Annotated in this window: 26 protein-coding genes; 10 read left to right on the top strand and 16 right to left on the bottom strand. The window is 70.8% G+C overall.

Annotation, left to right across the window (positions count from 1 at the left end):
• The coding region (locus AB0D31_RS32285) for a transposase family protein (RefSeq protein WP_362729709.1) at positions 1-244 on the top strand (244 nt) is incomplete at its 5' end.
• Positions 245-268: 24 nt separating this feature from the next.
• On the opposite strand, the gene AB0D31_RS32280 is transcribed toward AB0D31_RS32285, so the two are convergent.
• A complete protein-coding gene (locus AB0D31_RS32280; protein ID WP_362729718.1) occupies positions 269-1,030 on the bottom strand; it encodes a transposase family protein in 762 nt (253 codons plus the stop codon).
• A gap of 87 nt (positions 1,031-1,117) precedes the next feature.
• On the bottom strand, positions 1,118-1,390 hold the full coding sequence (locus tag AB0D31_RS32275) for a recombinase family protein (RefSeq protein WP_362729716.1): 273 nt from the start codon (positions 1,388-1,390) through the stop codon (positions 1,118-1,120).
• A gap of 63 nt (positions 1,391-1,453) precedes the next feature.
• Here AB0D31_RS32275 and AB0D31_RS32270 point away from each other — a divergent pair, with 63 nt between their 5' ends.
• A complete protein-coding gene (locus tag AB0D31_RS32270) occupies positions 1,454-1,708 on the top strand; it encodes a hypothetical protein (protein WP_362729707.1) in 255 nt (84 codons plus the stop codon).
• Between the two features lie 79 nt (positions 1,709-1,787).
• Here the strand turns inward: AB0D31_RS32270 and AB0D31_RS32265 are convergent, their stop codons facing one another.
• Together AB0D31_RS32265 and AB0D31_RS32260 are read right to left on the bottom strand one after the other, a co-directional pair.
• The gene (locus tag AB0D31_RS32265; protein ID WP_362729705.1) at positions 1,788-2,411 is read right to left on the bottom strand and encodes an HAD family hydrolase; all 624 of its coding nucleotides are present in this window, start codon (positions 2,409-2,411) and stop codon (positions 1,788-1,790) included.
• A 148-nt stretch (positions 2,412-2,559) separates the two neighbouring features.
• Positions 2,560-3,735 carry a hypothetical protein gene (locus AB0D31_RS32260; RefSeq protein WP_362729703.1) on the bottom strand — a complete coding sequence of 392 codons (1,176 nt, stop codon included), beginning with the start codon at positions 3,733-3,735 and terminating at the stop codon, positions 2,560-2,562.
• A 124-nt stretch (positions 3,736-3,859) separates the two neighbouring features.
• On the opposite strand from AB0D31_RS32260, the gene AB0D31_RS32255 reads away from it, so the two are divergent.
• Positions 3,860-6,508: a helicase C-terminal domain-containing protein gene (locus AB0D31_RS32255; RefSeq protein WP_362729702.1), complete on the top strand. Its 2,649-nt coding sequence runs from the start codon at positions 3,860-3,862 to the stop codon at positions 6,506-6,508.
• Positions 6,509-6,855: 347 nt separating this feature from the next.
• Here the strand turns inward: AB0D31_RS32255 and AB0D31_RS32250 are convergent, their stop codons facing one another.
• The 3 genes from AB0D31_RS32250 to AB0D31_RS32240 form a co-directional block, all read right to left on the bottom strand.
• The gene (locus AB0D31_RS32250; RefSeq protein WP_362729701.1) at positions 6,856-8,070 is read right to left on the bottom strand and encodes an SPFH domain-containing protein; all 1,215 of its coding nucleotides are present in this window, start codon (positions 8,068-8,070) and stop codon (positions 6,856-6,858) included.
• Between the two features lie 44 nt (positions 8,071-8,114).
• On the bottom strand, positions 8,115-8,366 hold the full coding sequence (locus AB0D31_RS32245) for a hypothetical protein (RefSeq protein ID WP_362729699.1): 252 nt from the start codon (positions 8,364-8,366) through the stop codon (positions 8,115-8,117).
• Positions 8,367-8,513: 147 nt separating this feature from the next.
• Complete coding sequence (locus AB0D31_RS32240; RefSeq protein ID WP_362729698.1) at positions 8,514-8,948, bottom strand: hypothetical protein; 435 nt, start codon at positions 8,946-8,948, stop codon at positions 8,514-8,516.
• Positions 8,949-9,529: 581 nt separating this feature from the next.
• On the opposite strand from AB0D31_RS32240, the gene AB0D31_RS32235 reads away from it, so the two are divergent.
• Positions 9,530-10,303 (top strand): XRE family transcriptional regulator, encoded by a 774-nt coding sequence (locus AB0D31_RS32235; protein WP_362729696.1) that lies wholly within the window; start codon positions 9,530-9,532, stop codon positions 10,301-10,303.
• 194 nt (positions 10,304-10,497) lie between these two features.
• Here AB0D31_RS32235 and AB0D31_RS32230 read toward each other — a convergent pair whose 3' ends face one another.
• The 3 genes from AB0D31_RS32230 to AB0D31_RS32220 all read right to left on the bottom strand — a co-directional run bounded on the left by AB0D31_RS32230 (position 10,498) and on the right by AB0D31_RS32220 (position 12,644).
• Positions 10,498-10,623: a helix-turn-helix domain-containing protein gene (locus AB0D31_RS32230; protein ID WP_362729694.1), complete on the bottom strand. Its 126-nt coding sequence runs from the start codon at positions 10,621-10,623 to the stop codon at positions 10,498-10,500.
• Entirely contained in the window at positions 10,623-10,697 is a 75-nt protein-coding gene (locus AB0D31_RS32225) for a hypothetical protein (protein ID WP_362729714.1), read from the bottom strand. Before AB0D31_RS32225 ends, AB0D31_RS32230 begins: the two co-directional genes overlap by 1 nt.
• 312 nt (positions 10,698-11,009) lie before the next feature.
• The gene (locus tag AB0D31_RS32220; RefSeq protein WP_362729692.1) at positions 11,010-12,644 is read right to left on the bottom strand and encodes a recombinase family protein; all 1,635 of its coding nucleotides are present in this window, start codon (positions 12,642-12,644) and stop codon (positions 11,010-11,012) included.
• Between the two features lie 27 nt (positions 12,645-12,671).
• On the opposite strand from AB0D31_RS32220, the gene AB0D31_RS32215 reads away from it, so the two are divergent.
• Complete coding sequence (locus AB0D31_RS32215; protein WP_362729690.1) at positions 12,672-14,312, top strand: DNA repair helicase XPB; 1,641 nt, start codon at positions 12,672-12,674, stop codon at positions 14,310-14,312.
• Here the strand turns inward: AB0D31_RS32215 and AB0D31_RS32210 are convergent.
• Positions 14,270-15,445, bottom strand: a complete 1,176-nt coding sequence (locus tag AB0D31_RS32210; protein WP_362729688.1) for a glycosyltransferase 87 family protein — start codon at positions 15,443-15,445, stop codon at positions 14,270-14,272. The genes AB0D31_RS32215 and AB0D31_RS32210 overlap by 43 nt on opposite strands.
• Positions 15,446-15,490: 45 nt before the next feature.
• The gene (locus tag AB0D31_RS32205) at positions 15,491-15,706 is read right to left on the bottom strand and encodes a hypothetical protein (RefSeq protein WP_362729686.1); all 216 of its coding nucleotides are present in this window, start codon (positions 15,704-15,706) and stop codon (positions 15,491-15,493) included.
• A gap of 446 nt (positions 15,707-16,152) precedes the next feature.
• Between AB0D31_RS32205 and AB0D31_RS32200 the strand changes: the two genes are divergently transcribed.
• Positions 16,153-18,123 (top strand): ATP-binding domain-containing protein, encoded by a 1,971-nt coding sequence (locus AB0D31_RS32200; protein WP_362729713.1) that lies wholly within the window; start codon positions 16,153-16,155, stop codon positions 18,121-18,123.
• A 180-nt stretch (positions 18,124-18,303) separates the two neighbouring features.
• On the opposite strand, the gene AB0D31_RS32195 is transcribed toward AB0D31_RS32200, so the two are convergent.
• Entirely contained in the window at positions 18,304-18,489 is a 186-nt protein-coding gene (locus tag AB0D31_RS32195; protein WP_267058616.1) for a DUF1059 domain-containing protein, read from the bottom strand.
• A 213-nt stretch (positions 18,490-18,702) separates the two neighbouring features.
• Here AB0D31_RS32195 and AB0D31_RS32190 point away from each other — a divergent pair, with 213 nt between their 5' ends.
• The 3 genes from AB0D31_RS32190 to AB0D31_RS32180 all read left to right on the top strand — a co-directional run bounded on the left by AB0D31_RS32190 (position 18,703) and on the right by AB0D31_RS32180 (position 21,421).
• Positions 18,703-19,251: a hypothetical protein gene (locus AB0D31_RS32190; RefSeq protein WP_362729684.1), complete on the top strand. Its 549-nt coding sequence runs from the start codon at positions 18,703-18,705 to the stop codon at positions 19,249-19,251.
• A 365-nt stretch (positions 19,252-19,616) separates the two neighbouring features.
• Positions 19,617-20,714 (top strand): histidine kinase, encoded by a 1,098-nt coding sequence (locus AB0D31_RS32185; protein WP_362729711.1) that lies wholly within the window; start codon positions 19,617-19,619, stop codon positions 20,712-20,714.
• 32 nt (positions 20,715-20,746) lie between these two features.
• Complete coding sequence (locus tag AB0D31_RS32180) at positions 20,747-21,421, top strand: response regulator transcription factor (RefSeq protein ID WP_362729682.1); 675 nt, start codon at positions 20,747-20,749, stop codon at positions 21,419-21,421.
• 10 nt (positions 21,422-21,431) lie between these two features.
• Here the strand turns inward: AB0D31_RS32180 and AB0D31_RS32175 are convergent, their stop codons facing one another.
• Both AB0D31_RS32175 and AB0D31_RS32170 read right to left on the bottom strand, forming a co-directional pair.
• A complete protein-coding gene (locus tag AB0D31_RS32175; protein WP_362729680.1) occupies positions 21,432-21,806 on the bottom strand; it encodes a DUF397 domain-containing protein in 375 nt (124 codons plus the stop codon).
• A complete protein-coding gene (locus AB0D31_RS32170) occupies positions 21,803-22,654 on the bottom strand; it encodes a helix-turn-helix transcriptional regulator (RefSeq protein ID WP_362729678.1) in 852 nt (283 codons plus the stop codon). Before AB0D31_RS32170 ends, AB0D31_RS32175 begins: the two co-directional genes overlap by 4 nt.
• Before the next feature lie 158 nt (positions 22,655-22,812).
• Between AB0D31_RS32170 and AB0D31_RS32165 the strand changes: the two genes are divergently transcribed.
• Positions 22,813-23,289, top strand: coding sequence for an ATP-binding protein (locus AB0D31_RS32165; RefSeq protein ID WP_362729676.1), 477 nt, complete (start codon positions 22,813-22,815; stop codon positions 23,287-23,289).
• On the opposite strand, the gene AB0D31_RS32160 is transcribed toward AB0D31_RS32165, so the two are convergent.
• Positions 23,268-23,828: a hypothetical protein gene (locus tag AB0D31_RS32160; RefSeq protein WP_362729674.1), complete on the bottom strand. Its 561-nt coding sequence runs from the start codon at positions 23,826-23,828 to the stop codon at positions 23,268-23,270. The two genes, AB0D31_RS32165 and AB0D31_RS32160, sit on opposite strands and share 22 nt — an antisense overlap.
• Positions 23,829-24,064 lie beyond the last annotated feature (236 nt).

Below are 24,064 nucleotides of genomic sequence, written 5' to 3'. Positions count from 1 at the left end.
CGACAAGGGATACCGGGGCGCCGGCGGCACGGTCCGTACCCCGTGCTGGGGACGGTGGGAGACTCTTTCCACCGGTCAGCAGGCGGTGAACCGGTCCCACGCGAAGATCCGCGCCCTCGTCGAGCAGGCCATGGCCACCCTCAAGTCCTGGCGGCTCCTTCGCAAGCTCCGGTGCTCGACCACCCGGATCACCTGCCTCATCCAGGCTGTCCTCACCCTGCATTTGGCCAGCTCAGACCGATGATGGAAAAGCCTCACTGAGCCTTTTTCATCCTGCCGTTGAGGCGTGGTGAAGGACGACGGTGGCCTTCACGATGTCGGTGATCCGGTTGGTACTGCAGCGCAGCTTCCGTAGCAGGCGCCAGCCCTTCAGGACGGCCATGGCCTGCTCGACGAGGCAGCGGATCTTCGCGTGCGTGGAGTTGTGGCGCCGCTTCCACTGCTTGAGGCTGCGTCCCCGGAACGGGACGCGGACGTGGCGGCCGGCACCCTGGTATGCCTTGTCCGCCCAGCATCTGAGGCCCGCCTCTGCGAGTGCGTCGATGATGTGGTGGGTGCGGGCGGCCGTCAGGTCGTGAGTCGCTCCGGGCGGGGCGGGCGAGGCCCACAGCGGTTGGCCAAAGGGGTCGGTCAGGACCTGGACGTTCATGCCGTGGCGTTTGTGTTTCCCCGAGTGGTACGGGGTGTCGGCGGCGATCCGGTCGATGGGCAGCAGGGTTCCGTCCAGGAGGACGAACGCTTTCGTGCGGGCCGTGACCATCGCCTCCTCCAGTGTCGGGGCGAGCGCGGCCAGCACCTCGATGGCCTCGCGGATATGGCGGTATGCGGTCGCGATCCCGATGCCGAACCCGGCAGCGAGTTGGGCGTAGGTGTCACCGCACCGCAGGTGTGCCAGGGCGAGCAGGGCCTGCCGGCCCGCAGTCAGTCGTCTCCACCGCGTACCGATCTCCCGCCTCCGCGAGGCGAGTTGCCCAGTCAGGAAACGCAGGGTCCGGCTGGACAGGTCGATCGACGAAGGGTAGACAAGCACTCGAAGCTCCTGGCGCAGACGGCTGATCTTGGTCGACAACCCGTCCACCAGGAGCTTCATCGTTGTGCAGGCACGCCCAACTCGCGGTCACCGCCGCCAACTTGGAAAAGGCTCATTGAAATGCAGGGCGCGGCGAGTCAGACGATCGAGCCGGTAAGCAATGATCACATCGAAATCGTCTGCCCGATTGTTCAGCCATTTCCCCAGCGCGGGAAGCTTGAAAGGAGAGAGGCCACCGGACACATCAGCGTCCTCAGCCTCACCGGCCAGGATGCCGGACACATGAGGGGCGGCCAGGTAGTGCTCTATGGAGCGGCGTTGCCTCTCGATGGCCGTGGAGGCGTCAGAGTCGGAGGACAGCCGCAGGCACTGCTGACAAGACGTCCCGGCCTGTCCTTACGAGCTGGGAACTACCCTGGCAGGGTGAGTACCGAAACCCAGGCCAAGACCGACCGCTCCGCCCTCACCACCGGTGATCGGCTGGTTCGCGTCGGCGCCGTCGTCTTCTTCATCGGCGCGCTCGCCACACTGGTCACGGTGGCGCCGCTGTTCCTGCACACCGCCCCGTTCCCGTCGGTCGCGTACCTGATCTGCATGCTGATGGGCGTCGGCTTCCTGATCGCCGGGGCGGGCGTGCTCCTGGGCATCGCGGAGCAACGCCGCGCGGTCCGCGCCTGAACGACCACTTCCGCCCCTCGGGCCGGCCGAACCGGCCCCGGGATCGGCCCGGACCGTACGAAAGTGCGAGGCCGGGCTGTCAAGGGCGTTCGGCGGCGTAACCCTTCAACCAGGCCGGAAATGACGTCAGATCGTCGAGGACGACGTCCGCGCCGGCCGCTCGCAGTTCGTCCGCGCCGATCGGGCCGGTCGGTACCGCGACCGACACGGCGCCGGCGGCGTGTGCCCCGAGCACATCGCCGAGGTGGTCGCCGACGTACACCGCCGCCCCGTGCTCGCGCAGCGCGACCGCCTTGGCCTCCGCCCACAGGCCGCCGACGACCTCGTCCGGCTCGATGCCCAGGTGGTCGAGGTGGAGCTGGGCCTGCGGCGCGTTCTTGGCGGTGACGACGACGGCCCGGCCGCCGAGCTCCTGGACCGCGCGCACGGCGTCGGCGGCTCCGGGCAGCGCGGGCGTGGGCAGGATCGCGCGTGTGGGGTAGATCTCACGGTACGTGAGGACCATCTCCGCGATGAGCTCCTTGGGGAACCAGTGCCGCAGCTCCCAGTCGAGCGGTGGCCCGAGTCGGCTGACGGCCTGGTCGGCATCGATGTACGTCCCGGTCCTGGCGGACAGCTCCTGGTAGACGGCGTGGATGCCGGGGCGGGAGTCGATGAGGGTCATGTCGAGGTCGAAGCCGACGGTGGGGGCGTTGTGGGGCATGGCCCCATTGTGCCCAGCCGGGCACCACCCCGGAGTTGCCCACCCCGGCCCCCGGGGCATGTGCATGCCACCCGGCACCAGCACCGCCAGGCGCGCGGGGATCTGCGCGACCGCTCGGGGTGTGAGCCGGCCGGAGGCAGACGTGGGGTCAGCCGCGTTCGGGGCGTCGCGCGCGCCACACCAGGAACGCCGCGGACGACACCGCCGCCACCCGCACCACCCACGGCCACACCCCCGACACCGCATCCCCCATCGCCCCCGGCGCGATCGGTTCGCCCCACCGCCCGTTCTGGCGCCCCCAGAGCCAGACCAGAGCGCCCAGGAGCGTCAGGCCGGGCATGCCGAAGACCGCCCACTTCGACTCGGCCCGGGTCAGCCGCCGGGAGGCGTACGCGAGGAGCCAGCCCGCGCCGAGCGCCAGCCACAGCCCGAACAGCGCGCCCGTCACGAGCAGCGCGGCCGCCAGCAGGAGGACGGGGTTGGACAGCCCGGCACGGGGGACGGCCACCGCCCCGATGGCCCGGCGCCGACCGGGGCGCAGGCGCAGCAGCGGGCGGCGCCGCGCCGGTGCGGTCTCGACGAGGTCGGCGTCCTCCCCGAGCTCGTCGTCTCCCTCGACGTCACCTTCATCGGCCTCGTCGAGTTCGGCCTCGTCCACCGGCGGCCGCAGGAGCTCCGGAATCTCCACCCCGCCGACGAACCCGGGCACCACATCGCCCCCGAGCGGGGCGGAGGCGGAGGGCCCGACCCGCCACCAGTCGGGTTCGTCGCCCTGCTTGCCGAGCTCGTCCATGCCCGCCAGATGCGGCGGCGCCGGCAAGGAGGGCGTGGGCGGCGCCTCGTCCGCCGCCCGTTCACGCGACCGAGCCCGCGGCCGTGGGCGCGGTAGGCGTTTGCCCCGCCCGGGGAACAACCGGTCCCGCTGAACCGGCACCCCACCCTCAACCGAAGACGTAGACGAAGACGAAGGGGACGGGGGCGGGGGCGGGGACGGCGAAGACGGAGGCGCGGCGGCGGACGCGGACGATCCGCCGTACCCCGGCCCCGAGGGTGGCGCGGCACCGAAGCCCGGAGCCGCCCCCGGCCCCCGCCCCGCCCCTGACGCGGCCCGCTCCACGACGTCCTCCGGCGCCCCGAACCGCCCGAGCACGCGCCGCACCGTGGCCGGCGTCTCCGTCCCGTACTTCGCCCGCTGCTTGTCGATCTCGTCGCGCAGCGACGACACCAGGCGCATCCGGTCCCCGGAGGGCAGTTGCCGCCGCTGGGCCAGGTCGCCGACCCGGCTCAGGTAGTCGTAGACCAGCTGGTCGCTCTCGATCCCCACGCCCGTTTCCCCTCCGCGAGCCCGCTCGCGGCCACCCTGAGAGCCGCCGTCCCGCCGGTCCGGCCGCGTTTCGGACACCGGCTACGGGTCCTGACGGTAGCGCGCACGGGCTACCGTGGGGCGGATGGGGACCGGCGAGCGCAATCAGGAGGCGCACGTGCCCGAAGGAACGACCGGCGCGACGAACCGAGCTGCCCAGGCAGCGGACACCGCCGCCTCGGCACCCCGTACCCCGGCACCCGCCTCGGCACCCCGTACCCCGGCACCCGCCTCGGCACCCCGTACCCCGGCACCCGGCACGGCGCCAACGCCCGCCACGACACCGGCACCGGCAGCGGGCCCGGCGCCCCGCACCCTCGCCGAGTCCCTGCGCGCCCGCCCCGACGACTCCCTCGCCGCCCTGCTGCGGGCCCGGCCCGACCTGCTCTCGCCCGTGCCGGGCGACCTCACCCAGCTCGCCACCCGCGCCGGCACCCGGGCCTCCGTCGTCCGCGCCCTGGAACGCCTCGACACGTTCGCGCTCCAGACCGCCCAGGTGCTGGCGGTGGCCCCGGATCCGGCCCCGTACGAGGCGGTCCTCGCCCTGCTCGCCGGGGACGACGGCGACGCGGAGGTCGAGCGCGCGCTGCCCGGCGCGCTCGCGGCGCTGCGTGAGCAGGCCCTGGTGTGGGGCGGCGACGACCGGCTGCGCCTGGTGCGTACCGCCCGTGAACTGCTCGCCCCCTCGCCCACGCACCCCTCCCCCACCGGTCTCGGCCCGACCGTCGCGGAGTCGACGTCGGGCATGTCGCCGGGCCGCGTCCAGGAGATCCTCCAGACCGCGGGCCTCCCGGCGACCCACGACCCGGTGTCCGCGGTCGCCGCGCTGACCTCGCTGTTCACCGACCGCGCACGGATGGCGGAGCTGCTCGACTCCGCGCCGTCCGACGCGCTGACCGTCCTGGACCGGCTGGTGTGGGGCCCGCCGTACGGCGAGGTGTCGGCCGATCCGCCGCCGCCGGTGCGCTGGCTGCGCGACCACGGCCTGCTGCTCCCGGCGTCGGCCCGCACCCTGGTGCTGCCGCGCGAGGTCGCCCTGCATCTGCGCGCCGGGCGTGCACACCGCACCACCGAGCCGGTGGCACCCGCCGTCACGCCGCTGCGCGAGTACCGCCCCCAGGTGGTGGACGCGGCCGCCGCGGGCCAGGCGTTCACCGCGCTGACCACCGTCGAGGACCTGCTCGCCGAGTGGAACGAGGGCGGCCCGGCCGTGCTGCGGGCCGGCGGTCTGTCCGTACGCGACCTCAAGCGCACCGCGACCGCCCTCGACCTGCCCGAGCCGACGACCGCGTTCTGGCTCGAACTCGCTTATGCAGCAGGCCTGTTGGCGTCGGACGGCGAGGCGGACGAGCGGTACGCGCCGACCCCCGAGTACGACGACTGGCTCGACCTTCCGCCCGCCGAGCGCTGGACGCGCCTCGCACTGGCCTGGCTCGCCGCGACCCGCACCGCGGGGCTCGTCGGCGAACAGGACGCCAAGGGCCGTACGCTCGCCGCGCTCGGCCCCGACCTCGACCGTTCCCCCGCGCCCGAGGTACGCCACCGCGTCCTGACCCTGCTCACCACACTCCCCGCGGCCACCTCGCCCGAGCCCGGTTCGCTGCTGGCCCGGCTGCGCTGGGAGCACCCGGCCCGCAGCGGACCCGCGGACCTGCGCTCGCGGCTGGCCCAATGGACGCTGTCCGAGGCGGAGTTGCTGGGTCTGACCGGCCGGGGCGCGCTCACCACGCACGGCCGGGTGCTGCTGACGCCGGCCGCCGGTGCCGCCGAACGTGAGGCGCTCGGCGCGCTCGCCGCGCAGGCCCTCGCCCCGCACCTGCCCGAACCCGTCGACCATGTCCTGCTCCAGGCGGACCTCACCGCGGTCGCGCCCGGCCCGCTGAGACGCCCGCTCGCGGCGATGCTGGGCGTGCTCGCCGACATCGAGTCCAAGGGCGGCGCGACCGTCTACCGCTTCACGGCGGGTTCGGTACGCCGCGCCCTCGACGCCGGCCGGACCGCCTCCGACCTTCAGGCCTTCCTCACCGAGCACAGCCGTACGCCGGTGCCTCAGCCGCTCAGCTATCTGATCGACGACGTGGCCCGCCGCCACGGCCATCTTCGGGTGGGCGCCGCTTCGGCGTACGTACGCTGCGACGACGAGGCGATGCTGGGCGAGATCATGGCCGACAAGCGCAGCGGGCCGCTGCACCTGCGCCGCCTCGCGCCGACCGTCCTGGCCACCACCGCCGAACCGGGCGCGCTGCTCGACGGGCTGCGTTCCATGGGCTACGCCCCGGCCGCCGAGTCCGCCGAGGGCGACGTCGTGATCACCCGCGCCGACTCCCGCCGCACCCCGCGCCGGACGGCCCCGGTCCCGGTCCCGGACGGCCCGCCGCACCCCGACGAGACGCTGCTCGACGCGGCGGTACGGGCGATCCGGGCGGGTGACACGGCGGCGACGGTGGTGCGCAAGGAGCCGCCGGACTCCGCCCGCACGGACGGCTCAGGCTCCGGCTCCCTGCCGCGTACGTCGTCGGCGGAGACGCTGGCGACGGTGCAGGCGGCGGCGATGACGGGGTCGGCGGTGTGGATCGGCTACGTCAACGCGGAGGGCGCGGCGAGTCAGCGGGTCATCGCGCCGGTGCGGGTCGAGGGCGGGTTCGTGACGGCGTACGACCACACGGCGGACGAGGTGCGTACGTACCCCCTCCACCGCATCACCGGCGTCGCCGAGCTGGCGGATCCGGCGTAGCCGGAGCCACCGACCCGTGCGGCTACTTGAGAGTGCCGGCCCTCTGGGGCTCCGCCCCAGACCCCGTTCGCACCTTAAGGGCGCTCGTCCTCAAATGCCGGACGGGCTGAGATTGCCTCCACTGGGCAGCATGCCAAGGGCAAACCCCGCCAGGGGCGCGGGGAACTGCGCGAGACGCGGGCACGGTCCGCAGACGACCGGTGTTTTCAGGGGCGCGGGGAACTGCGCGGCTGGCCCCCACCGGCCCGCAGGGGAAATCGAACTCCCCCGGCGGGTTGCGGGAAGGGGTGGGGTGGGGCAGGCCGAACCGGCCACACCACACCGCACCCCGCCCAAGCGGACGCGAACTAGTCGATGTCGACCGAACCGTCCCGCTTACCGGACCCGGAGGACCCGGAGGACCCCGACCCCGACCCCGACCCCGACAACAGCCCCGGCAGGGACAGCTGAGCCCCGCTCGCGGAATCGCGCTCCCCCGACCCCGCCCCACTCAGGTTCTGCCGGACCGAGTCGAGGATCGTCAGCCCCTGCCCGACGAGCCCCGCCGCGATCTCGCCCAACCCGTCCGCCCCGTTGAGCACATTGACGTTCGCCCCCGCCAGACCCCCCGCCGCTTCCTTCACGATCTGCGGCAGCTGATCGATGAGCATCCGGTCGAGCGCGACACGGTCGTACGACGCCGCCGCCTCCGCCTGGATCTTCATCCGCTCGGCCTCGGCGATCGCGAGCACCTTGATGCGCTCGGCCTCGGCCTGCGCCGGCTTCACGATCTCGGCGACGAGCTGCTGCTGACGCAACTCGGCCGCCCGCTGGGCGAGTTCGGTCTGGGCCGCGAGCACCTCCTGCTGCGCGTGGGCCTGGGCGAGCGGCCCGGCCTGCGCGGCCTGCGCCTGCGCGCGGTCGATCTCGGCGGAGTACTCGGCCTTGACGACCGCGGTCTGCCGCGCGTACTCCGCCTGGTTGCGCGCCGCGACCTGCTCGGCCTCGACCGACGCCTGCGTGGCCTGTGCCTGGGCGACCTGCGCGGCCCGGTGGATGGCAGCCTTGTGCGGCGCGGACATCGCGTCGATGTAACCGACATCGCCGTCGTCGATGGACTGGATCTGGAGCGAGTCGACGGTCAGGCCGATCTTCGCCATCTCCGTCTTCGACGTCTCAAGCACCTCCGCGGCGAGCTTCTGCCGCTCGGTGACGATCTCCTCGACGGTCATCGAGCCGATGATGGACCGCAGGTGACCGGCGAAGATCCGCCCGGTCAGGATCGACATCTGGTCCTGGTCGGACAGGAAGCGCTGGCCCGCGTTGACGATCGACTCGTGGTCGTTGCCGACCTTGAACGCGATGACGGCACGCACGTGCAGCGCGATGCCCTGCCTGGTCACGCAGGTCTCGGTGACCTCCGCCTCGCACATGGAAAGCGTGAGGAAGCGGGTCTTGCGGAAGACCGGCAGGACGAACTTGCCGTGGCCGGTCACGACACGGAACGGGGCACCCCCGAGACCGCGCCTGCCACCCGAGATCAGCATCGCCTCGTCGGGGGCGGGCACCCGGTAACCGAACATCCTCTGTCTCCTTAGAAACGACGTCCCCTGGCGGGAAACGACGTCTAGCCGGCGTCGGCGGAACGGCCGCCCAACGCGTCCAACGGATCGGCCCACTCGATGACGTCCACCTGGCGGGTGCCACGGGATCCGATCACGAGTACGGTCGCGCCCTTCGGGAGGGGCTCCTCCGACCAGGCGAGGAAGGCCTCCGTGCCACCTCTGACGCTCACGACGACCTCGCCGGGCCCGGCGGTTCCGCGGGTGGCGACGAGCAGCACTCCGGCGCAGCCGACAACGGCATCGTCCTGTTGCACGCCTGGCGCCCCCCATCGTTCTGATCCTGGTTCTGGTCCTGGTTCTGATCCTGGATTTCAGACCTTAGACCTGCCGGGATCAACCGCCTATCCTCGGGCCCCCTTCGGATCCCGGTGTTCTCCGGTGGCCAAGCCTGCCCCCGCTTCCTAGTCGTGCGGGCTCCCGCCCCACATCAACGCGAACACCGTGATCAGCACAAGGATGCCGACGACGAGCAGCTTGGACATCACGAACCCGAGAACGACGCCGCCCGCCGCCAGCCAGACGCGCAGAGCCCGCAGGCTCCGCCGCAACGGAAGCAGCCAGCTGCTGAGCACCGCCCCCACCGGCACCCCGTACAGCATCACGAGGTACTCCGGATCGCGCCCGAGCGGCGGGAACGCCACGAGATCGAGCCAGACGGACAGGACGAGACCCAGCGTGCACACCGCGGGCGCGACCCACCAGACCGTGTCCGGTCCGTCCACCGTGCCGCGGCGCCCAGCCGGACCCGGCGCCCAGCGCCCGTACCCGTAGCCGTGCCCCTGCCCCCGCCCCTGCCGCCCCCGGTACGCGTAGGGCTCCCACCGCGTCGTCGTCATGCCGCCATCCCACCCCCGCCCCGGGCCCGCCGACACCGTCCCCGTACTCATCCCGTACTCATCCCGCGCCGCCCGGTACTCATCCGCACCCGGCCGCACGTCCCGCCCGGCCCCCCGATACGGCAGACTGGAAGTTTGCCCGCCCCGCCCGCCCGGCGATGTTTCGTGTCGTCGCCGGACGGGGCTCATCTGTGCCCGCGCGGGCACGCATCAGCGGTCGGTCAATCAGCCCTCAAACAGGGGGATTTCCCGCCCATGGGCCTGCCGTAGGTGCCGGCGCAGCTTCACCCGTGCGTCTACCTCCTGCGACGGGTTGCGAGCTTGTTTGGCCTGGCGAATCTGGGCCAGAGCGATGGTGCACGGCCCGCACCCCTCAACCCCCTGGATCGTCTCGGTACCGGCTGGGCGTAGGCCAATTGGTTGGTTCGATGAGTACATGGGTCCGCTCTCCTGGGTCGCGTGTGCCCTCAAGACTCCCTGCCGATCAAGGTCATCGCGACGGCAGAACGGGCGTCATGCGGACGTCACCCGCAGGCGTCAATTCGGTGTCATTGCACGGCTGTTCGGCCTACCGTGGACTCATGACGACGATTACGCAGACACCAAACGATGTACTGCGTGCCGTGCGGGTCGGCATGCTGCTGAGTCAGGACGAGTTCGCCAGAGCCATCAACCGGGCAGGTGCAGAGCTCGGTGAGCCGAACGAAGCTAACAAACGGCTTGTGCAGCGTTGGGAGTCAGGCGCTACACGGTCTTGCCGACCGGTGTACGCGCGGGCTCTGGAGCATGTCACTGGACGGCCGATTGAGGCTCTCGGGTTCGCTACGCAGGTCTCTACCGCGCGGGTACGTGGGGACGGGTCCGGCGGCCACGATATGGACTCCAGCGCGGACGGTGTCGCGGCGGTCTCGGCGCACCCGAGTACGCAGTCTCAGGGAGAGAACTACTCCGGTATTTGGCTCAGCCGGTACGAGTTCTACTCGTCCAGCCGTAGCGACACGTACCAGGGGAAGCACTACGTCTTGGTGCTGCACCGCGGGAACCGGCTCACAGTTCAGAGCCTGCCAGGGGCATCGTCCAACCCTGACAGCCCGCTGTCCCTTGACCTCACGGTTGACCGGAACGTGGTCACAGGGTCGTGGGTGGAGCAGACGGCATCTGACGGCTACTACCAGGGCGCGCGGTATCACGGGGCGATTCAACTACTGGTCGAGCCGACGGGCCGTCGCATGGCAGGAAAGTGGGTCGGGTTCGGGAAGGACTTCGACGTGAACACTGGCCCATGGGAACTGCGGTTGGTGGACGCGTCGACCAGCAAGGCGACGTTGGAGCAGTACAGCCGCCCACCGCAGTAGCCGGGGCGACGCCAAGTGCCAACGTGCAACTCCCCCGCCGACCAGGGCCCCGCCGTTCCTCCACTTGGAGCGGCGGGCTCTTCGCCGTCCGCTACGACCCACACGTCCCAATAACTTGGTTCGTGCCCTCCCCGGGGCGGACATGCGAAAGACCGTCCACCACCAGGGCAGACGGTCCCTCAAGTCGGGGCGGATTACTCGGAATCGCTCAGCGCCCGGTACAGCGTCGCGCGGGACACCTTGAGCGCCTTGGCAATGGCCGTGACGCTCTCACCCTGGGCCTTGCGAGCCTTGGCCGCAGCGAGCTTGTCAGCGTCCATCACGGCGGGGCGGCCCCGGTGCGCCCCTGAGCCTTGGCGGCGTCCAGACCCGCACGCGTCCGCTCAACGATCATGTCTCGCTCAAGCTCGCACAATTTTTGATGATCATGAAAGCCCGTAGCGTGCCCCGCTCAGGCCAGCAACCGCAAGGGTTGGGGAGGCTCCTGGAACGGGGTCGCAAGAAGCAACAGAGCGCAAACCAGACCACCCCCGTCAACGCCACCCCGCCATTCCCCCGACGAAACCGTTACCGAAGCCCGACAATGCCCCGACCCTACGCACGGCCACTGACAACGTCCTCAGAAGCCACACGCGCCCCCAGGAACGCCGAACGACCCGCCACCAGGTTTCCCCAGCAACGGGCCGCGAAAGGCGTTCAGGAAGGCTCAGGACAGCTCAAGATCCCGGGCCACAGCGCGCTGTATGACTGCCTCAACGTCCTTACCGTCAGCGTCAGCACGGCGGATCTCGCCGTCCTCCCCGAAGTAGACCGCGAGGCGGGACGTGTCGAGTCTCGGGCCGCCCTTGCGGGACATGCCGACTTCTACGTACACACCAGCGTTCAGAAGTAGATCTCGCTTGCCCCCCGTGTCGGCGTCCTTCCACAGCTGTGCGTGAGTCCGGCCGGTCGGAACCGCTTCCACACCCGCAGGCTTGGCGGTGCGCTGCTTCTCGTTCAGAGCGGCCAACCGCTCCTCCAACTTGGCGTATTGAGCTGCGTACCGCGCCGCGCCTTCCTCCCCCTTGAACAATCCACGGTCGTACCGGTCCTTCTCAAGGTCTGTCAGCGCTTCCCGGGCCTGCCTGATCTGCGGGCGGAAGTCCTCCCCCGCGTGCTCCACCATGCGCACCACTGGGAGCGCGCCGAACTTCTTGAGGAACAGCTCCGTAACGTGTTCCTCCATGCCCTCACCAGCGATGCTCACGCCGTAGCAAGTGCTCTCCACACCCGCCTGCCGCGCCTTCAACCGTCCGATGCAGCGGTACCGCGTGCGCCCCTTGGCGACGTACGTGTACATGCGCGTCGTGCACACCGCGCAGTAGACGATTCCGCGTAGCAGCGATGTGCCTTCTCGTCGCCGGTCACCGGGGTTGGCTCGCCGATTGAGCTCGTCCTGCAACGCCTGCCAGGTGTCCATGTCGAGGATCGGCGTGCGGTTGACCAGCGGCAGACCGTCCGTCATCAGGATGGGCTTGCCGTCCTCGATGACCTGCCCCAGCAACTGAGGATTTGTCAGCAGGCTGCGCAGCGTAGACGTGTACCACTGCTTCGAATCGCTGCGCTTGCCCGTGGTCTGGCGGGACGAGTGACCGGGCGAGGGCTTGTCCGACTTGGTGAGGTCCGATGCGATCTTGAGGAGGGAGTCCTTGTTGAGTACGCGTTCCACGATCCCGTGGATCGTCTCGGCCTCCTCAGCGTTGATCTCCAGCACCTTGCCCGCCCCGTCGGGGTTCGGGACCACTCGGTAGCCGTACGGCACTCTGCCGCCCGTGTAGCGCCCTTCCCGACGCAGGTGCTCGTGAGCGCTGGAGACGCGCATACCGATGGTGTCCGACTCAAGTTCAGCGAAGACCGCGATCACCTTCGCCATGGCACGGCCCATGGACGATGTGAGATCCAGAGGTTCGCTCGCTGACGCCAGCGCCACACTCTCGCTCTGCGTGATCTTCATGATCTCGGCGAAGTCCACTGTGGACCGAGCCAGACGATCGATCTTGAAGAAGACGATTACGTCGAACTCAGGGAGTCGGGAAAGGACCCGTTGCAGTCCCGGGCGGTCCAGTCCACGGGAATAGCCGGACACGTCGATGTCTTCTTCTACTGCAACGACGTTCCAGCCTCTGGCCTGGCACAACGCCTCGCACGCAGCCCTCTGACGCTCGGGCGAGGTAGACTCTTCTGTTTCGCGTGAAAGTCGTACGTAGATGGCAGCGCGCATTCCCGGCGCACTTGCCGAGACGCCTTTTGAGCGTCTGGCACGGGGCAAAGCCCGAGCCATGGCGGGTGTGCTGTCTGTCACGGGACGATCCTACTTCCGGAGGTATGTGTGTCCTGCCTGATCGTCCAAAGCGACAAGACTTTGCTCCTAGAGGTCGACCACGACCAGGCCGACGCCTGCCGCCGTGCCATCGCGCCCTTCGCCGAGCTGGAGCGGGCGCCCGAGCACATCCACACCTACCGGGTGACGCCGCTCGGCCTGTGGAACGCGCGGGCCGCCGGGCACGACGCCGAGCAGGTCGTCGACGCGCTGGTCGAGTACTCGCGCTACCCGGTCCCGCACGCCCTCCTCGTCGACATCGCCGAGACGATGGCCCGCTACGGCCGCCTCACCCTCTCCAAGCACCCCACCCACGGCCTGGTCCTGACCTCCACCGACCGGCCCGTACTCGAAGAGATCCTGCGCTCGAAGAAGGTCACCCCGCTGGTCGGCGCCCGCCTCGACCCGGACACCGTCGCCGTGCACCCCTCCGAGCGCGGCCAGATCAAGCAGACGCTCCTGAAGCTGGGGTGGCCTGCCGAGGACCTCGCCGGGTACGTGGACGGCGAGGCGCACCCCATCGAGCTCGCCGAGGACGGCTGGAGCCTGCGCCCGTACCAGAAGCAGGCCGTCGAGGGGTTCTGGCACGGCGGCAGCGGGGTGGTCGTGCTGCCCTGCGGCGCGGGCAAGACGCTGGTCGGCGCCGGCGCGATGGCCGAGGCGAAGGCGACCACGCTGATCCTGGTCACGAACACGGTCTCGGCCCGCCAGTGGAAGCACGAGCTGGTCAAGCGCACCAGCCTGACCGAGGAGGAGATCGGCGAGTACAGCGGTACGCGCAAGGAGATCCGCCCGGTCACGATCGCCACGTACCAGGTGCTCACCACGCGCCGTAAGGGCGTCTACGCGCACCTGGAGCTGTTCGACTCGCGCGACTGGGGTCTGATCGTCTACGACGAGGTGCATCTGCTGCCGGCGCCGGTCTTCAAGTTCACCGCCGACCTCCAGGCCCGCCGCCGCCTCGGCCTCACCGCGACGCTGGTGCGTGAGGACGGCCGCGAGTCGGACGTGTTCTCGCTGATCGGGCCGAAGCGGTTCGACGCGCCGTGGAAGGAGATCGAGGCGCAGGGTTACATCGCGCCCGCCGACTGCGTCGAGGTCCGCGTGAACCTCACCGATGCCGAGCGGCTCGCGTACGCGACGGCCGAGACGGAGGAGAAGTACCGCTTCTGTGCGACGACCGCGACGAAGCGGAAGGTGACGGAGGCGCTGGTACGGAAGTTCGCCGGCCAGCAGATTCTCGTCATCGGCCAGTACATCGACCAACTCGACGAGCTGGGCGAGCACTTGAACGCACCCGTCATCAAGGGCGAGACGTCCAACGCGCAGCGCGAGAAGCTCTTCGGCGCGTTCCGCGAGGGCGAGATCAGTGTGCTCGTGGTGTCCAAGGTGGCGAACTTCTCGATCGACCTGCCGGAGGCGACGGTCGCCATCCAGGTGTCGGGCACGTTCGGCTCGCGCCAGGAAGAGGCCCAGCGGCTCGGCCGCGTGCTGCGCCCGAAGGCCGACGGCCACCAGGCGCACTTCTACTCGGTGGTCGCCCGCGACACCATCGACCAGGACTTCGCCGCCCACCGCCAGCGCTTCCTGGCCGAGCAGGGCTACGCCTACCGGATCATGGACGCGGACGAACTCCTCGCGGGCAACTGAGCGTTGGCGCCCGGCAGACGCTCATGGGTGGGTTCGGCCACGACACAGGCCCACCCCACCACCGCGAGCCCGACCAGCGGATAGGGCGACGCCAACGGCTGCTGCCACAGCGGCAGTTGAAGGTCGAGATCGCCGGCGTGCGGTACGAGCCAGAGGGTGCGGGCGGTGAAGACGGCGGCGAGCGCGACGGCCGTACGCGTCCGCCCCTCTGCCGCCGCCAGCACGATCAGCGGAACGCACCACACCCAGTGGTGCGACCAGCTGATGGGGCAGACGAGCAGCGCCGTGAACGCGCTGACCAGGAGCGCCCACCGCTCCTCGACGCGCCGCGCGCCCCACAGCCCGGCCGCACCGACGACCACCGCGCCCACGCCCCACGCCATCCCCGGCGCGGGGGTGTGCAGCAGCCGCGCCACGAGCCCTTGCAACGACTGGTTGTCGACGATCCACGCCTTGCCGACCCGGCCGGTCTCGAAGAGCCGCCGGGTGAAGAACTCGACGCTGGCGCCGGGCAGTACGACCGCCCCGAGCAGCACGCTCGTCCCGAACCCGGCGAGCGCGACGGCGGCCTCGCGGCGCTGTCCGCGGACGACCAGATGCAGCACGAAGAACAGTGGCGTGATCTTGATCCCGGCGGCGACGCCGACCCCGAACCCCTTGCCGAAGGCGGCCGCGGGCCGGGAGAGGTCCCAGAGTACGAGGCAGGTGAGCGCCAGGTTGATCTGTCCGAAGAGCAGGGTCTGGAAGACGGGTTCGAGCCACAGCGCGAGCGCGGCGGCGCCGAGAAGGTACGCGCCCCGCGGCCTGACCCCCGCGAAGCGGCAGGAGAGCACCACGAGGAACCCGGTCAGCACGCAGTTACCGGTCCCGAAGGCGAGGCGCAGCACATCCGTCGGCACATACGCGGTCGGCACGAACAGCAGGGCCGCGAACGGCGGGTAGGTGGCGGGCAGCTGCCACGCGGTGACGGTGAACCCGTACAGAGAGCTACCGCTCGCGACGGCGGCGCCTTCCGCCCGGTAGACCAGGGCGTCCGCCATGGGGATCCGCAGGGCCACACTGAGGGCGGCGAGTGCGGCGAGGGAGAGCGCGAGGAGAAGGGAGGCGGCGGCGCACGGTGAACGTTCGGTCACATGAGGTGAGCCTAGTGGCGCGGCCCGCCGACTTCCGGCAGCCGCTCAGCGCGAACGCCGGTGAACTCCCGCCTCCTCCGCGAATTCACCCATGACGACCACGCTGAACGCGGCGCCGGCAAGGACTTTGGCGGCCCGGACGGCGTTGCCGATCTTGTGCGTACGGTGGTGAGCGGCGCCGGAAGCGGTGGCCCCACGGGGGCCGCCGCCCCCTGGGCCGCCCGAGGGGGCGGGGGCTGGGGTGAAGGTCGTTGTACTCATACCTCCATGATGGTTTCCGGACATCCTCGGCACATCGCCCCTTGGGCGGAACCTGCGGCACCCTCATGTACACCTCTGGTCCGACTCGGTCCCCTACGGGACGGACCAAGGTCCCGCTCCCGCGCCCGGCCGGGGTGACCTTCGGCAGGGGCACTCGGGGGAAATCGTTCGCCCCGCGCTCAGCGGCTGGCTAGAATCCCCTCCCCCCGCCTCCCCACGGAGCGCCGCCCCCCGTCCGGAAACCGGGAGGCACCCCGTACGGCCGCAGCCCAGCCACCCCGCACCGGCCGCACGGCCGGCCCGCACCCGTGCCCACCCACCCCCGCCGGAGGCAACCCGTGCCCGCGCACGACCCCGTCCGCAATCCCGACGCCGCCCCCCACACCCCCGACCCCCTCCACCACGAACGCACCCACCTCTCCGCATCCCGCGCGGCGCTGCGCGCGATGCGCGAGGACGTCGAGGCCCTCGACATCAAGGACGTCACCGCGAACTGGGTGAACGCCGCCGTCCTGCAACGCCAGATGGACGACCGCATCAAGGCCCTGGCGGACCTCTCCCACACCCCCCTCTTCTTCGGCCGCCTCGACTACCAGCACGCCCCCGGTGTGGAGCTCGCCGAAGGGGCCGAGGGCGAGCGGTTCTACATCGGCCGGCGTCACGTCCACGACGCCGACGGCGACCCGATGGTGATCGACTGGCGCGCCCCCGTCTCGCAGCCCTTCTACCGCGCCTCGAAGAAGAACCCCCAGGATGTCGCGCTGCGCCGCCGTTTCGGTTACACCGGCGGCGAGTTGACGGCGTACGAGGACGAGCACCTCATGGACCCGGCGGAGGCCGCGCAGACCAGCAAGCTGCTCCAGGCGGAGATCGAACGCCCCCGCGTGGGCCCGATGCGGGACATCGTCGCCACGATCCAGCCCGAGCAGGACGAGATCGTACGGTCGGGCCTGAGCGGCAGCGTCTGCGTGCAGGGCGGCCCCGGCACCGGCAAGACCGCGGTGGGTCTGCACCGCGTCGCGTACCTCCTCTACGCGCACCGCGAGCGCCTCGCCCGCACCGGCACCCTCGTCATCGGACCGAACAAGTCGTTCCTGCACTACATCGAGCAAGTTCTGCCCGCGCTGGGCGAGTTGGAGGTGAAGCAGGCGACGGTGGACGACCTCACGGCCAAGGACATCGAGGTACGCGGCACCGACCCGGCCCCCTCCGCCGTGATCAAGGGCGACGCCCGCATGGCCGAGGTGCTGCGCCGAGCGGTGTGGTCCCATGTGACACCCCCCACGGAGCCCCTCGTCGTGGTGCGGGGTTCGCGCCGCTGGCGCGTACCCGCGTATGAACTGAGCGAGATCGTCGAGCAGTTGACGGCCCGTGACATCCGCTACGGTGCCGGCCGCGAGGCCCTGCCGCAGCGGATCGCGCACACCGTCCTGGTACGGATGGAGCAGGCGGGCGAGGCCCCCGACGATCGGGTGCAGGACGCGGTGGCCCGCAATGCGGCCGTGAAGGCGGCGGTCAAGGCGATCTGGCCCCCGGTCGACCCGGCGAAACTGGTCCTGCGCCTGCTGAACGACCCCGATTTCCTGGCGGCTCACGCCGAGGGGGTCCTGACCGACGACGAGCAGCGGGCGATCGTCTCCCCCAAGCCCGCCCGCAGCGTGAAGTCGGCGAAGTGGTCGGCGGCGGACGCCGTCCTCATCGACGAGGCGAACGACCTGGTCGCCCGCACCCACTCGCTCGGTCACGTCGTGCTCGACGAGGCGCAGGACCTCTCCCCCATGCAGTACCGCGCGGTCGGCCGGCGCTGCACGACGGGTTCGGCGACCGTCCTCGGCGACCTGGCGCAGGGCACCACGCCCTGGGCGACGGCGAGTTGGGCGGAGGCGCTGCATCACCTCGGCAAGGGCGAGGCGGTCGTCGAGGAGCTGACGGCCGGCTTCCGCGTGCCGCGCGAGGTCATCGCGTACGCCTCGAAGCTGCTGCCCTCGATCTCGCCGGGGCTCACGGCGGTGGAGTCGGTGCGTGAGACCCCGGGGTCGCTCGCAGTGCGCGAGTCGGCGGACCTGGACGTGGATGTGGTGGCCGCGTGCGTGGCGTCGTTGGCGCACGAGGGCTCGATCGGCCTGATCGCCGCGGATGCTCGAATCCCCGTCCTCGGCAAGGCACTTGAGGCGGCCGGCCTGCCCTACTTGGCGCCGGGCGAGGAGACGACGTCCGAGTCCCGCCTGACCCTGGTCCCGGCCTCGCTCGCGAAGGGTCTTGAGTACGACTATGTGGTGCTGGACGAGCCGTCGGCGGTGGTCGAGGGCGAGCCCGACGAGCGCACCGGCCTGCGCCGCCTGTACGTGGCCCTGACCCGAGCGGTCTCGGGCCTGACCGTCCTCCATGCCTCCCCACTGCCGCCCCAGCTCGCTTAGCTGCGCACTCACGTACTCGGGCACTCCCCCATGCACACAGGCGAGACCCTCACCCGCGACACCCTCTGCCCGCGGCAGCAGGGGCTCGCTCTGCCCGCGGCAGCAGGGGCTCGCGACGTACAGGTCACCGCACGTGCCCCGTTCCCTTCCCACCGGACGCGGCACGTGCGAGCACCGGGTTCAGACGGTCTCCTCGTCCTTCAGCATCTTCCGTAGCTGTTCACGCAGTTCGGGGGTGTCCGTGTGGCCGTGCACCGATGCGGCGTGCTCGGCCCCTGCCCGGACGACTTCCTCTTCCTCACCGGATATCGTCAGGCTGCAATTCGATTCGCTCGGGTAGTCCCGACAGTCGGCGACCTTGCGCATGGGATGCCTCCCTATGAGGTGCACTATCCGCTTCCAGGATCTCACCGTTCCGCCCTCCCGGCGGCGCTACTTCGTGTCACCGGAGGGTGCCCGAGAGCGCCGCGCACCCGCACGCCATCAGGCCGCGGGTGGACCTGAGGAACCGGCGCATCTCCACCCCGCCTCCACCCCTGGGTCCAGGTGCGTAACGCCTGGTGAGAGCAGTCTTGAGGCATGACAACGACCGACTGGCTCACCGACATCGCACTCGTCCTCGTCGTCTTCCGCCAGCTGCGGGAAGGCCGACTGGACCTCAAGACCTTCCTGATCCCGCTGGGGATCGTGGCCTTCGTGGCCCACAGCTACCTGCACTCCATCCCGACCGCCGGCAACGACCTCGTCCTCATCGGCGCGCTGACGGCCGCCGGCGCCGCGCTCGGCGTCGCGGGCGGCCTCTACACCCGGATCCGCGTCTCCGGGGAGCACCTGCTGATCAAGGCGGGCTTCGTCTCCGCCGCGCTGTGGGTGCTCGGTATGGGCGCCCGGATGGGGTTCCAGGTGTGGGTCGACCACGGCGGCGCCCCGCACGTGGCGCAGTTCAGCATCGCCCACCAGATCACCACGGATCAGGCCTGGGTCGCCGCGTTCGTCCTGATGGCGCTCACCGAGGTCGTCACGCGGCTCGCCACGATCTTCATCCGGGGCCGCATGGTGGCCGCCCGCCGTCAGCCGGTGGCGGCGACGGAGATGCACCCCGTCCGCACCCTCGACCGTACGGTCTGACCGTGCGCCCGCACCACGGCCCCCGGCCCGTGACCCCGGCCCCCCAGGGCCCGGCCACGGGCCTTCGCCCGCTGACGCCGCCCCCGCGCAGCCGCCGTAAGGCCCCGGCCGCCGCTCTCCGCCACCAGGACCGGACCCAGGACCGAACCCAGGACGGCGGCCCCCAAGCGACCTCCCCCGCCACCGACTTGCTCACGACCTGGGCCGCCCGCCTGGACCGGGGCCTGCGTGTCCTCGCCCGCGCCCTCGGCTATGGTCACGCCGTGCCCGAAGCCCAGCCCCCAGCGCAGCCCGAGACCCCGGGCGCCGCACCCCGAGAGCCCGGCCCGCGGACCGTGCCCGGTCAGGACCCGCGTACGCAGTGGATCCCGACCCTCCTCGTCATCGCGTCCGCGATCTGGACCATCCAGCCGCAGGGCCTCAGCGGCCGGGGCCTGGCCTGCGCCGTCCTGATCCTGGTCAACTCCCTGATGCTGGCGGCCCGCCACGTACCGGACGAGCGGATCTCGCCGCGCCTCACCGTCGCCTGGCTGACGTTCGGCGTCCTCGCCGCGGCCGCCCTGATCGGCGTGAGCACCGGCGGCGCGAGCTACCTCTTCGCGTACTTCATCGTCGGGCACATCGGGTTCCGCCTGGAGCCCCGCACGGCCCTCGCCCTCGCCGCGCTGTGCGCCGTGCTCTGCACCGTGGCGCTCTACTTCCACCTCGGCACCGGCCACGACCTCCTCCCCTGGACGCTGGGCTTCACCATCGGCGGGCCCGTCCTGATCGGCATGCTCAACCGCAGCCGCCACCGCGCCGTCATGGCGGCCCTCTCGGCGGCCGAGTCCGCGGAACGCGCCGCCCGGGCCGAGGCCCAGGCCGCCATCCTGACCGAACGCGGCCGGATAGCCCGCGACGTGCACGACGTCCTGGCCCACTCCCTCGCGGGCATCAACATGCAGTTGGAACTGGCCGACGCCCTCATCGACACCGGCGATCTCGACAGGGTCCGCGAGGCCAACCAGAAGGCACACAGCATGGTCAAGGAGAGCCTGAAGCAGGCCCAGTGGACCGTGCACGCGCTGCGCGAGGACTCCTTGCCGCTGGTGGAGAGCCTCACCGCGATGCTGGACTCCTCGGGCCACCGCGACGCCCTGACCGTCACCGGGACCGTGCGCGACGTCCCGTCCCGGGTCACCCAGAACCTGCTGCGCATCGCCCAGGAGGCCCTGACCAACGCGGCCCGGCACGCGCCCGGCGGCCCGGTCCGGGTGCAGCTGACGTACACGCATACGTCCATGACACTGGCCGTACGCAACGGACCCGCCACCCGTAGGGTGAACGCCGGTGTCGGCAGCGGAATGGGCCTGATCGGCATGCGCGAACGCGTCGCCCTCCTGAACGGAACGATCACGGCGGGCCCCGTCGTCACCGGACCGTACGAGGGCGGCTGGCAGGTCGAGGCGGTGATCCCCGGATGAGCGACCAGGCACATGATGGAGTGAGCGACACGGTGAGTGAACCGACGCGGAATGTAGCCAAGTTGAGGGTGGTCGTCGCCGACGACCAGGCCGCCGTACGCGAACCGCTGGCCGCGGTCCTCGGCCTGTCCGACGACATCGAGGTCGTGGCGGCCGCCGCCGACGGCACCGAGGTCCTGGCCGCGGTCGCCGCGGGCCCGGTGGACGTGGTCCTCATGGACCTGCGCATGCCGGTGATGGACGGCACGGAGGCGACGCGCCGGCTGACCGAGGAGCACCCGGAGGTGGCCGTGGTCGTCCTGACCACCTTCGCCGACGACGACTCGATCCTGGCCGCGTTGAGCGCGGGCGCGCGCGGCTATCTGACCAAGAACGCGGGCCGCCAGGACATCGCCCGGGCGATCCGCGCGGCGGCGGCCGGCCAGTCGGTCCTGGACCGCGAAGTCCAGGCCCGCCTCCTGGCCACCGTACGCGCGGGCCCCGCCGCCACCCCGGCCCCGTCCCAGCCGCTGCCCGGCGACATCACCCCGCGCGAACGCGAAGTACTGGCGCTGATCGGCCAGGGCCTGCCGAACCGGGCGATCGCCCAGCAGCTCTTCATCAGCGAGGCGACGGTGAAGACGCACATCAACAATCTGTTCACCAAGGCCGACATCCGCGACCGCGCGGACGCGGTACGCCGCGCGATCGCGGCGGGCCTGGCCTGACGAACCCGGGTCAGCCCCGCGCGCCCTGCTTGGCGTACGCCACGAACTCGCCCCAGGCGGCGGGGTTCAGCGCGAGCTGGGGCCCGGTTTTGTCCTTGGAGTCCCGGATGTGGATGGTGCGCGGGCAGGCGGCCACCTCGACGCAGTCGTCGCCGGAGCCGCTGCTGTAGCTGGACTTGCCCCAGCACTCGGCAACTTCGACGCAGTCGCCGCTGGAGCCGCTGCTGTAGGTGGCCTTCCGCCAGGAGTGGGCGACCTCTATGCAGCTGTCGCCCTCGGCGCTGCTGTACGTCGACTTACGCCAGTCGAGGGCGACTTCGACGCAGTCGTCTCCCTCAGCACTGCTGTAACTACTCTTGAACCACGCGAGTTCGGAAGTGCTCATATGGCTCCTCGCAATCGCTCCAGCAGGTCCCGCGACTCCTCAGGTGTCAGAGCCTGCGAGCGCAGTGTCGCATACCGCTGGCCGAGCAGAGATACCTCCTTCGGATCAGAGATCATCCGCCCGTTCTGCTGCCCCTCGGAGTACGCATGGCGCCGACCCTCCGGGGTGATCAGGAGCCGCAAGGCCCCTGCGAGACACGCGTGACGTTCACAACGGAGCGGCATGATCTGGAGGCCGACGTTGCGGGGGCCGGTGGTGTCCAGAATGTGGTCAAGCAGGTCCCGCGTCACCTGCGGCCCACCAATGCGGCGTTCCAGCACTCCCTGATCGATGATGAAGCTGTACGAGGTGTTCGGGCGCTCGCGCAGCAACTTTTGACGTTCCACCCGGGCCGCAAGCCGTTCCGTCATCTGCTCGTCTGAAAGCGGCGGAATGCGGTTCTCAAACAGGGCCCGAACGTAGGCTTCCGTCTGAAGCAGGCCAGGCACCATGCGGCACTCGTACGTATCCAGGCTGATGGCCGTCTTCTCCAAGCGGGCCCACTTGCGGAACCAAGACGCCACCCCGGGCTGACGGTTGAGGTACTGAGCAGAGTTCCGCAGCGCCCCCGTGTTACCCAGCGCAGGCTCCGCCCGTTCAACGAATTCGGGGTCCGGCATACGACGGCCCAACTCCACCGACGCAACCGTATGCGTGGAGTAGCCGACCAACGCTGCGAACTGGGCGCGGCTGAGGCCGGCGTGTTCTCGCAGGGCCTGGACGACCGCCCCGAAGGTCTTCAGACTGTCAGAGGGACCGGGCTCCCCGTCTCGCCCTTGTCCCGGGGGCTTCTCGCGCGCACGTGCCATCGGCGGCCGCCTCTCGGTGAACAGTTCGCCCCGCGTTCGCAACTCACCCAGAGTTACGGCACGGAGTGCGTACCGTCTACAGCACGTGCGCGTACGCTCGCGGAGCGTACACAGGGGATGCCTGGCGGAGGTGGTCGCGAGCGGGCCACGCTGGCGCCATGCACCTCGAAACAGAGCCGGGCGCGGCCCAACTGCCGGTTACCGTACGCGTGTTCAGGAAGCGGTTCGCATCGACGCGGCGGTCGGCGGCGTTGGCGCGGAGGCTGGCGCAGGGCCAGTTGGACGCGTGGGGCGTGCCGCACGGGAGCGAGGCGTCGGACACGGCGGGGCTCCTGGTGGCGGAGCTGACGGCGAACGCGGTGCTGCACGGGTATGTGGCGGGCCGGGGCTTCGAGGTGGGGCTGCTGCTGCGGGAGGACGACGTGCTGCGGATCGAGGTGACGGACACGCGGGCGGACAGGACGCTGCCGGTGGTGGCCCCGGCGCCCGCCGAGGACGCGGAGTCGGGTCGCGGCCTACTCCTGGTGCAGGCGCTCGCCGACCACTGGGGCACGGTGGAGGGCCTGCCGCCGCAGAAGACGGTGTGGGCCCAACTGGCCGTGCCGGGGGGCTTTCACCGGTCGGGGCTGCCGTAGTGCGACCGGTGCCAGGCCACCATGTCGGCGCTGAGGGAGGAGTAGATGGCGTGCACGTCACCCACGCGGCTCCTGCCGCGTCGCCGCCCCCCTTCCTCCGGTGTGCGGCGCACCATGACGGCGACCTGGGAGGAGGGCTGCCAGTGCAGGCTGTAGTCGGGGGCGTTGGCATCCGGAACGTCCTCCAGGTGCACGCCCCGGCGGCCCAGCAACTGCTCCAGCCTGTCGAAGCGGAGGTGGCGCTCGAAACGTCCGTACCGCTCGCGTACGCGACTGTTGACGGTCTCGCCGCCCCAGGGGAGCCGGTGCACCTGGAGAGTGAAGTGGTGCCCCTTCCAAGGGAGTTGACCCTTGCGGCGGTCCCAGAAGAACTCGGCCATGCCGTAGTCGCGCCACATGCTGTGCTTGTCGAAGGAGTTCTCGGCGAAACCGGCGCCCAGGATATCCGTGACCCGGTCGGGGGTGTCCGTGGGCTTGGCCCCGAGGACCGTGCCGGTGGTGATCACGTCCAGGTAAAACGCGAGGGAGTACGGGGTCAACTGCGAGGTTCCTTGACTGTCCGGGGTGTCCTGAGAGCGACCGAAGGGTCCCGCTCAGGGTAGTAGGCAGCCCGAGCGCGCCGAGGATCCGCGGGGCGGCCACAGCCGGCCGGGCTGGTTGTGCCGGCCCGCACCGGCACAGCCGGCCCGTCTTGGGGGTCCCCCCCTGGCCCTTAAGGCCTTGGGGGTCCAGGCGTTCTTCTTCGACCTCCAGGCCGTCAACTCCGGCGTCAGCC

Origin of the sequence: Streptomyces sp. NPDC048361, from assembly GCF_040651795.1 — a bacterium.
Classification (GTDB): domain Bacteria; phylum Actinomycetota; class Actinomycetes; order Streptomycetales; family Streptomycetaceae; genus Streptomyces.
This window is presented reverse-complemented; position numbering and strand designations above follow the sequence as displayed.

What these genes read in the sequence shown, in the direction of transcription:
- AB0D31_RS32190 (WP_362729684.1), top strand. Translation starts at nt 18,703, where the DNA reads ATGACAACGACCGACTGGCTCACCGACATCGCACTCGTCCTCGTCGTC.
- AB0D31_RS32265 (WP_362729705.1), bottom strand. Translation starts at nt 2,411, where the DNA reads ATGCCCCACAACGCCCCCACCGTCGGCTTCGACCTCGACATGACCCTC.
- AB0D31_RS32240 (WP_362729698.1), bottom strand. Translation starts at nt 8,948, where the DNA reads ATGACGACGACGCGGTGGGAGCCCTACGCGTACCGGGGGCGGCAGGGG.
- AB0D31_RS32200 (WP_362729713.1), top strand. Translation starts at nt 16,153, where the DNA reads ATGCGCGAGGACGTCGAGGCCCTCGACATCAAGGACGTCACCGCGAAC.
- AB0D31_RS32195 (WP_267058616.1), bottom strand. Translation starts at nt 18,489, where the DNA reads ATGCGCAAGGTCGCCGACTGTCGGGACTACCCGAGCGAATCGAATTGC.
- AB0D31_RS32170 (WP_362729678.1), bottom strand. Translation starts at nt 22,654, where the DNA reads ATGGCACGTGCGCGCGAGAAGCCCCCGGGACAAGGGCGAGACGGGGAG.
- AB0D31_RS32235 (WP_362729696.1), top strand. Translation starts at nt 9,530, where the DNA reads ATGACGACGATTACGCAGACACCAAACGATGTACTGCGTGCCGTGCGG.
- AB0D31_RS32205 (WP_362729686.1), bottom strand. Translation starts at nt 15,706, where the DNA reads ATGAGTACAACGACCTTCACCCCAGCCCCCGCCCCCTCGGGCGGCCCA.
- AB0D31_RS32255 (WP_362729702.1), top strand. Translation starts at nt 3,860, where the DNA reads ATGGGGACCGGCGAGCGCAATCAGGAGGCGCACGTGCCCGAAGGAACG.
- AB0D31_RS32165 (WP_362729676.1), top strand. Translation starts at nt 22,813, where the DNA reads ATGCACCTCGAAACAGAGCCGGGCGCGGCCCAACTGCCGGTTACCGTA.
- AB0D31_RS32230 (WP_362729694.1), bottom strand. Translation starts at nt 10,623, where the DNA reads ATGGACGCTGACAAGCTCGCTGCGGCCAAGGCTCGCAAGGCCCAGGGT.
- AB0D31_RS32175 (WP_362729680.1), bottom strand. Translation starts at nt 21,806, where the DNA reads ATGAGCACTTCCGAACTCGCGTGGTTCAAGAGTAGTTACAGCAGTGCT.
- AB0D31_RS32250 (WP_362729701.1), bottom strand. Translation starts at nt 8,070, where the DNA reads ATGTTCGGTTACCGGGTGCCCGCCCCCGACGAGGCGATGCTGATCTCG.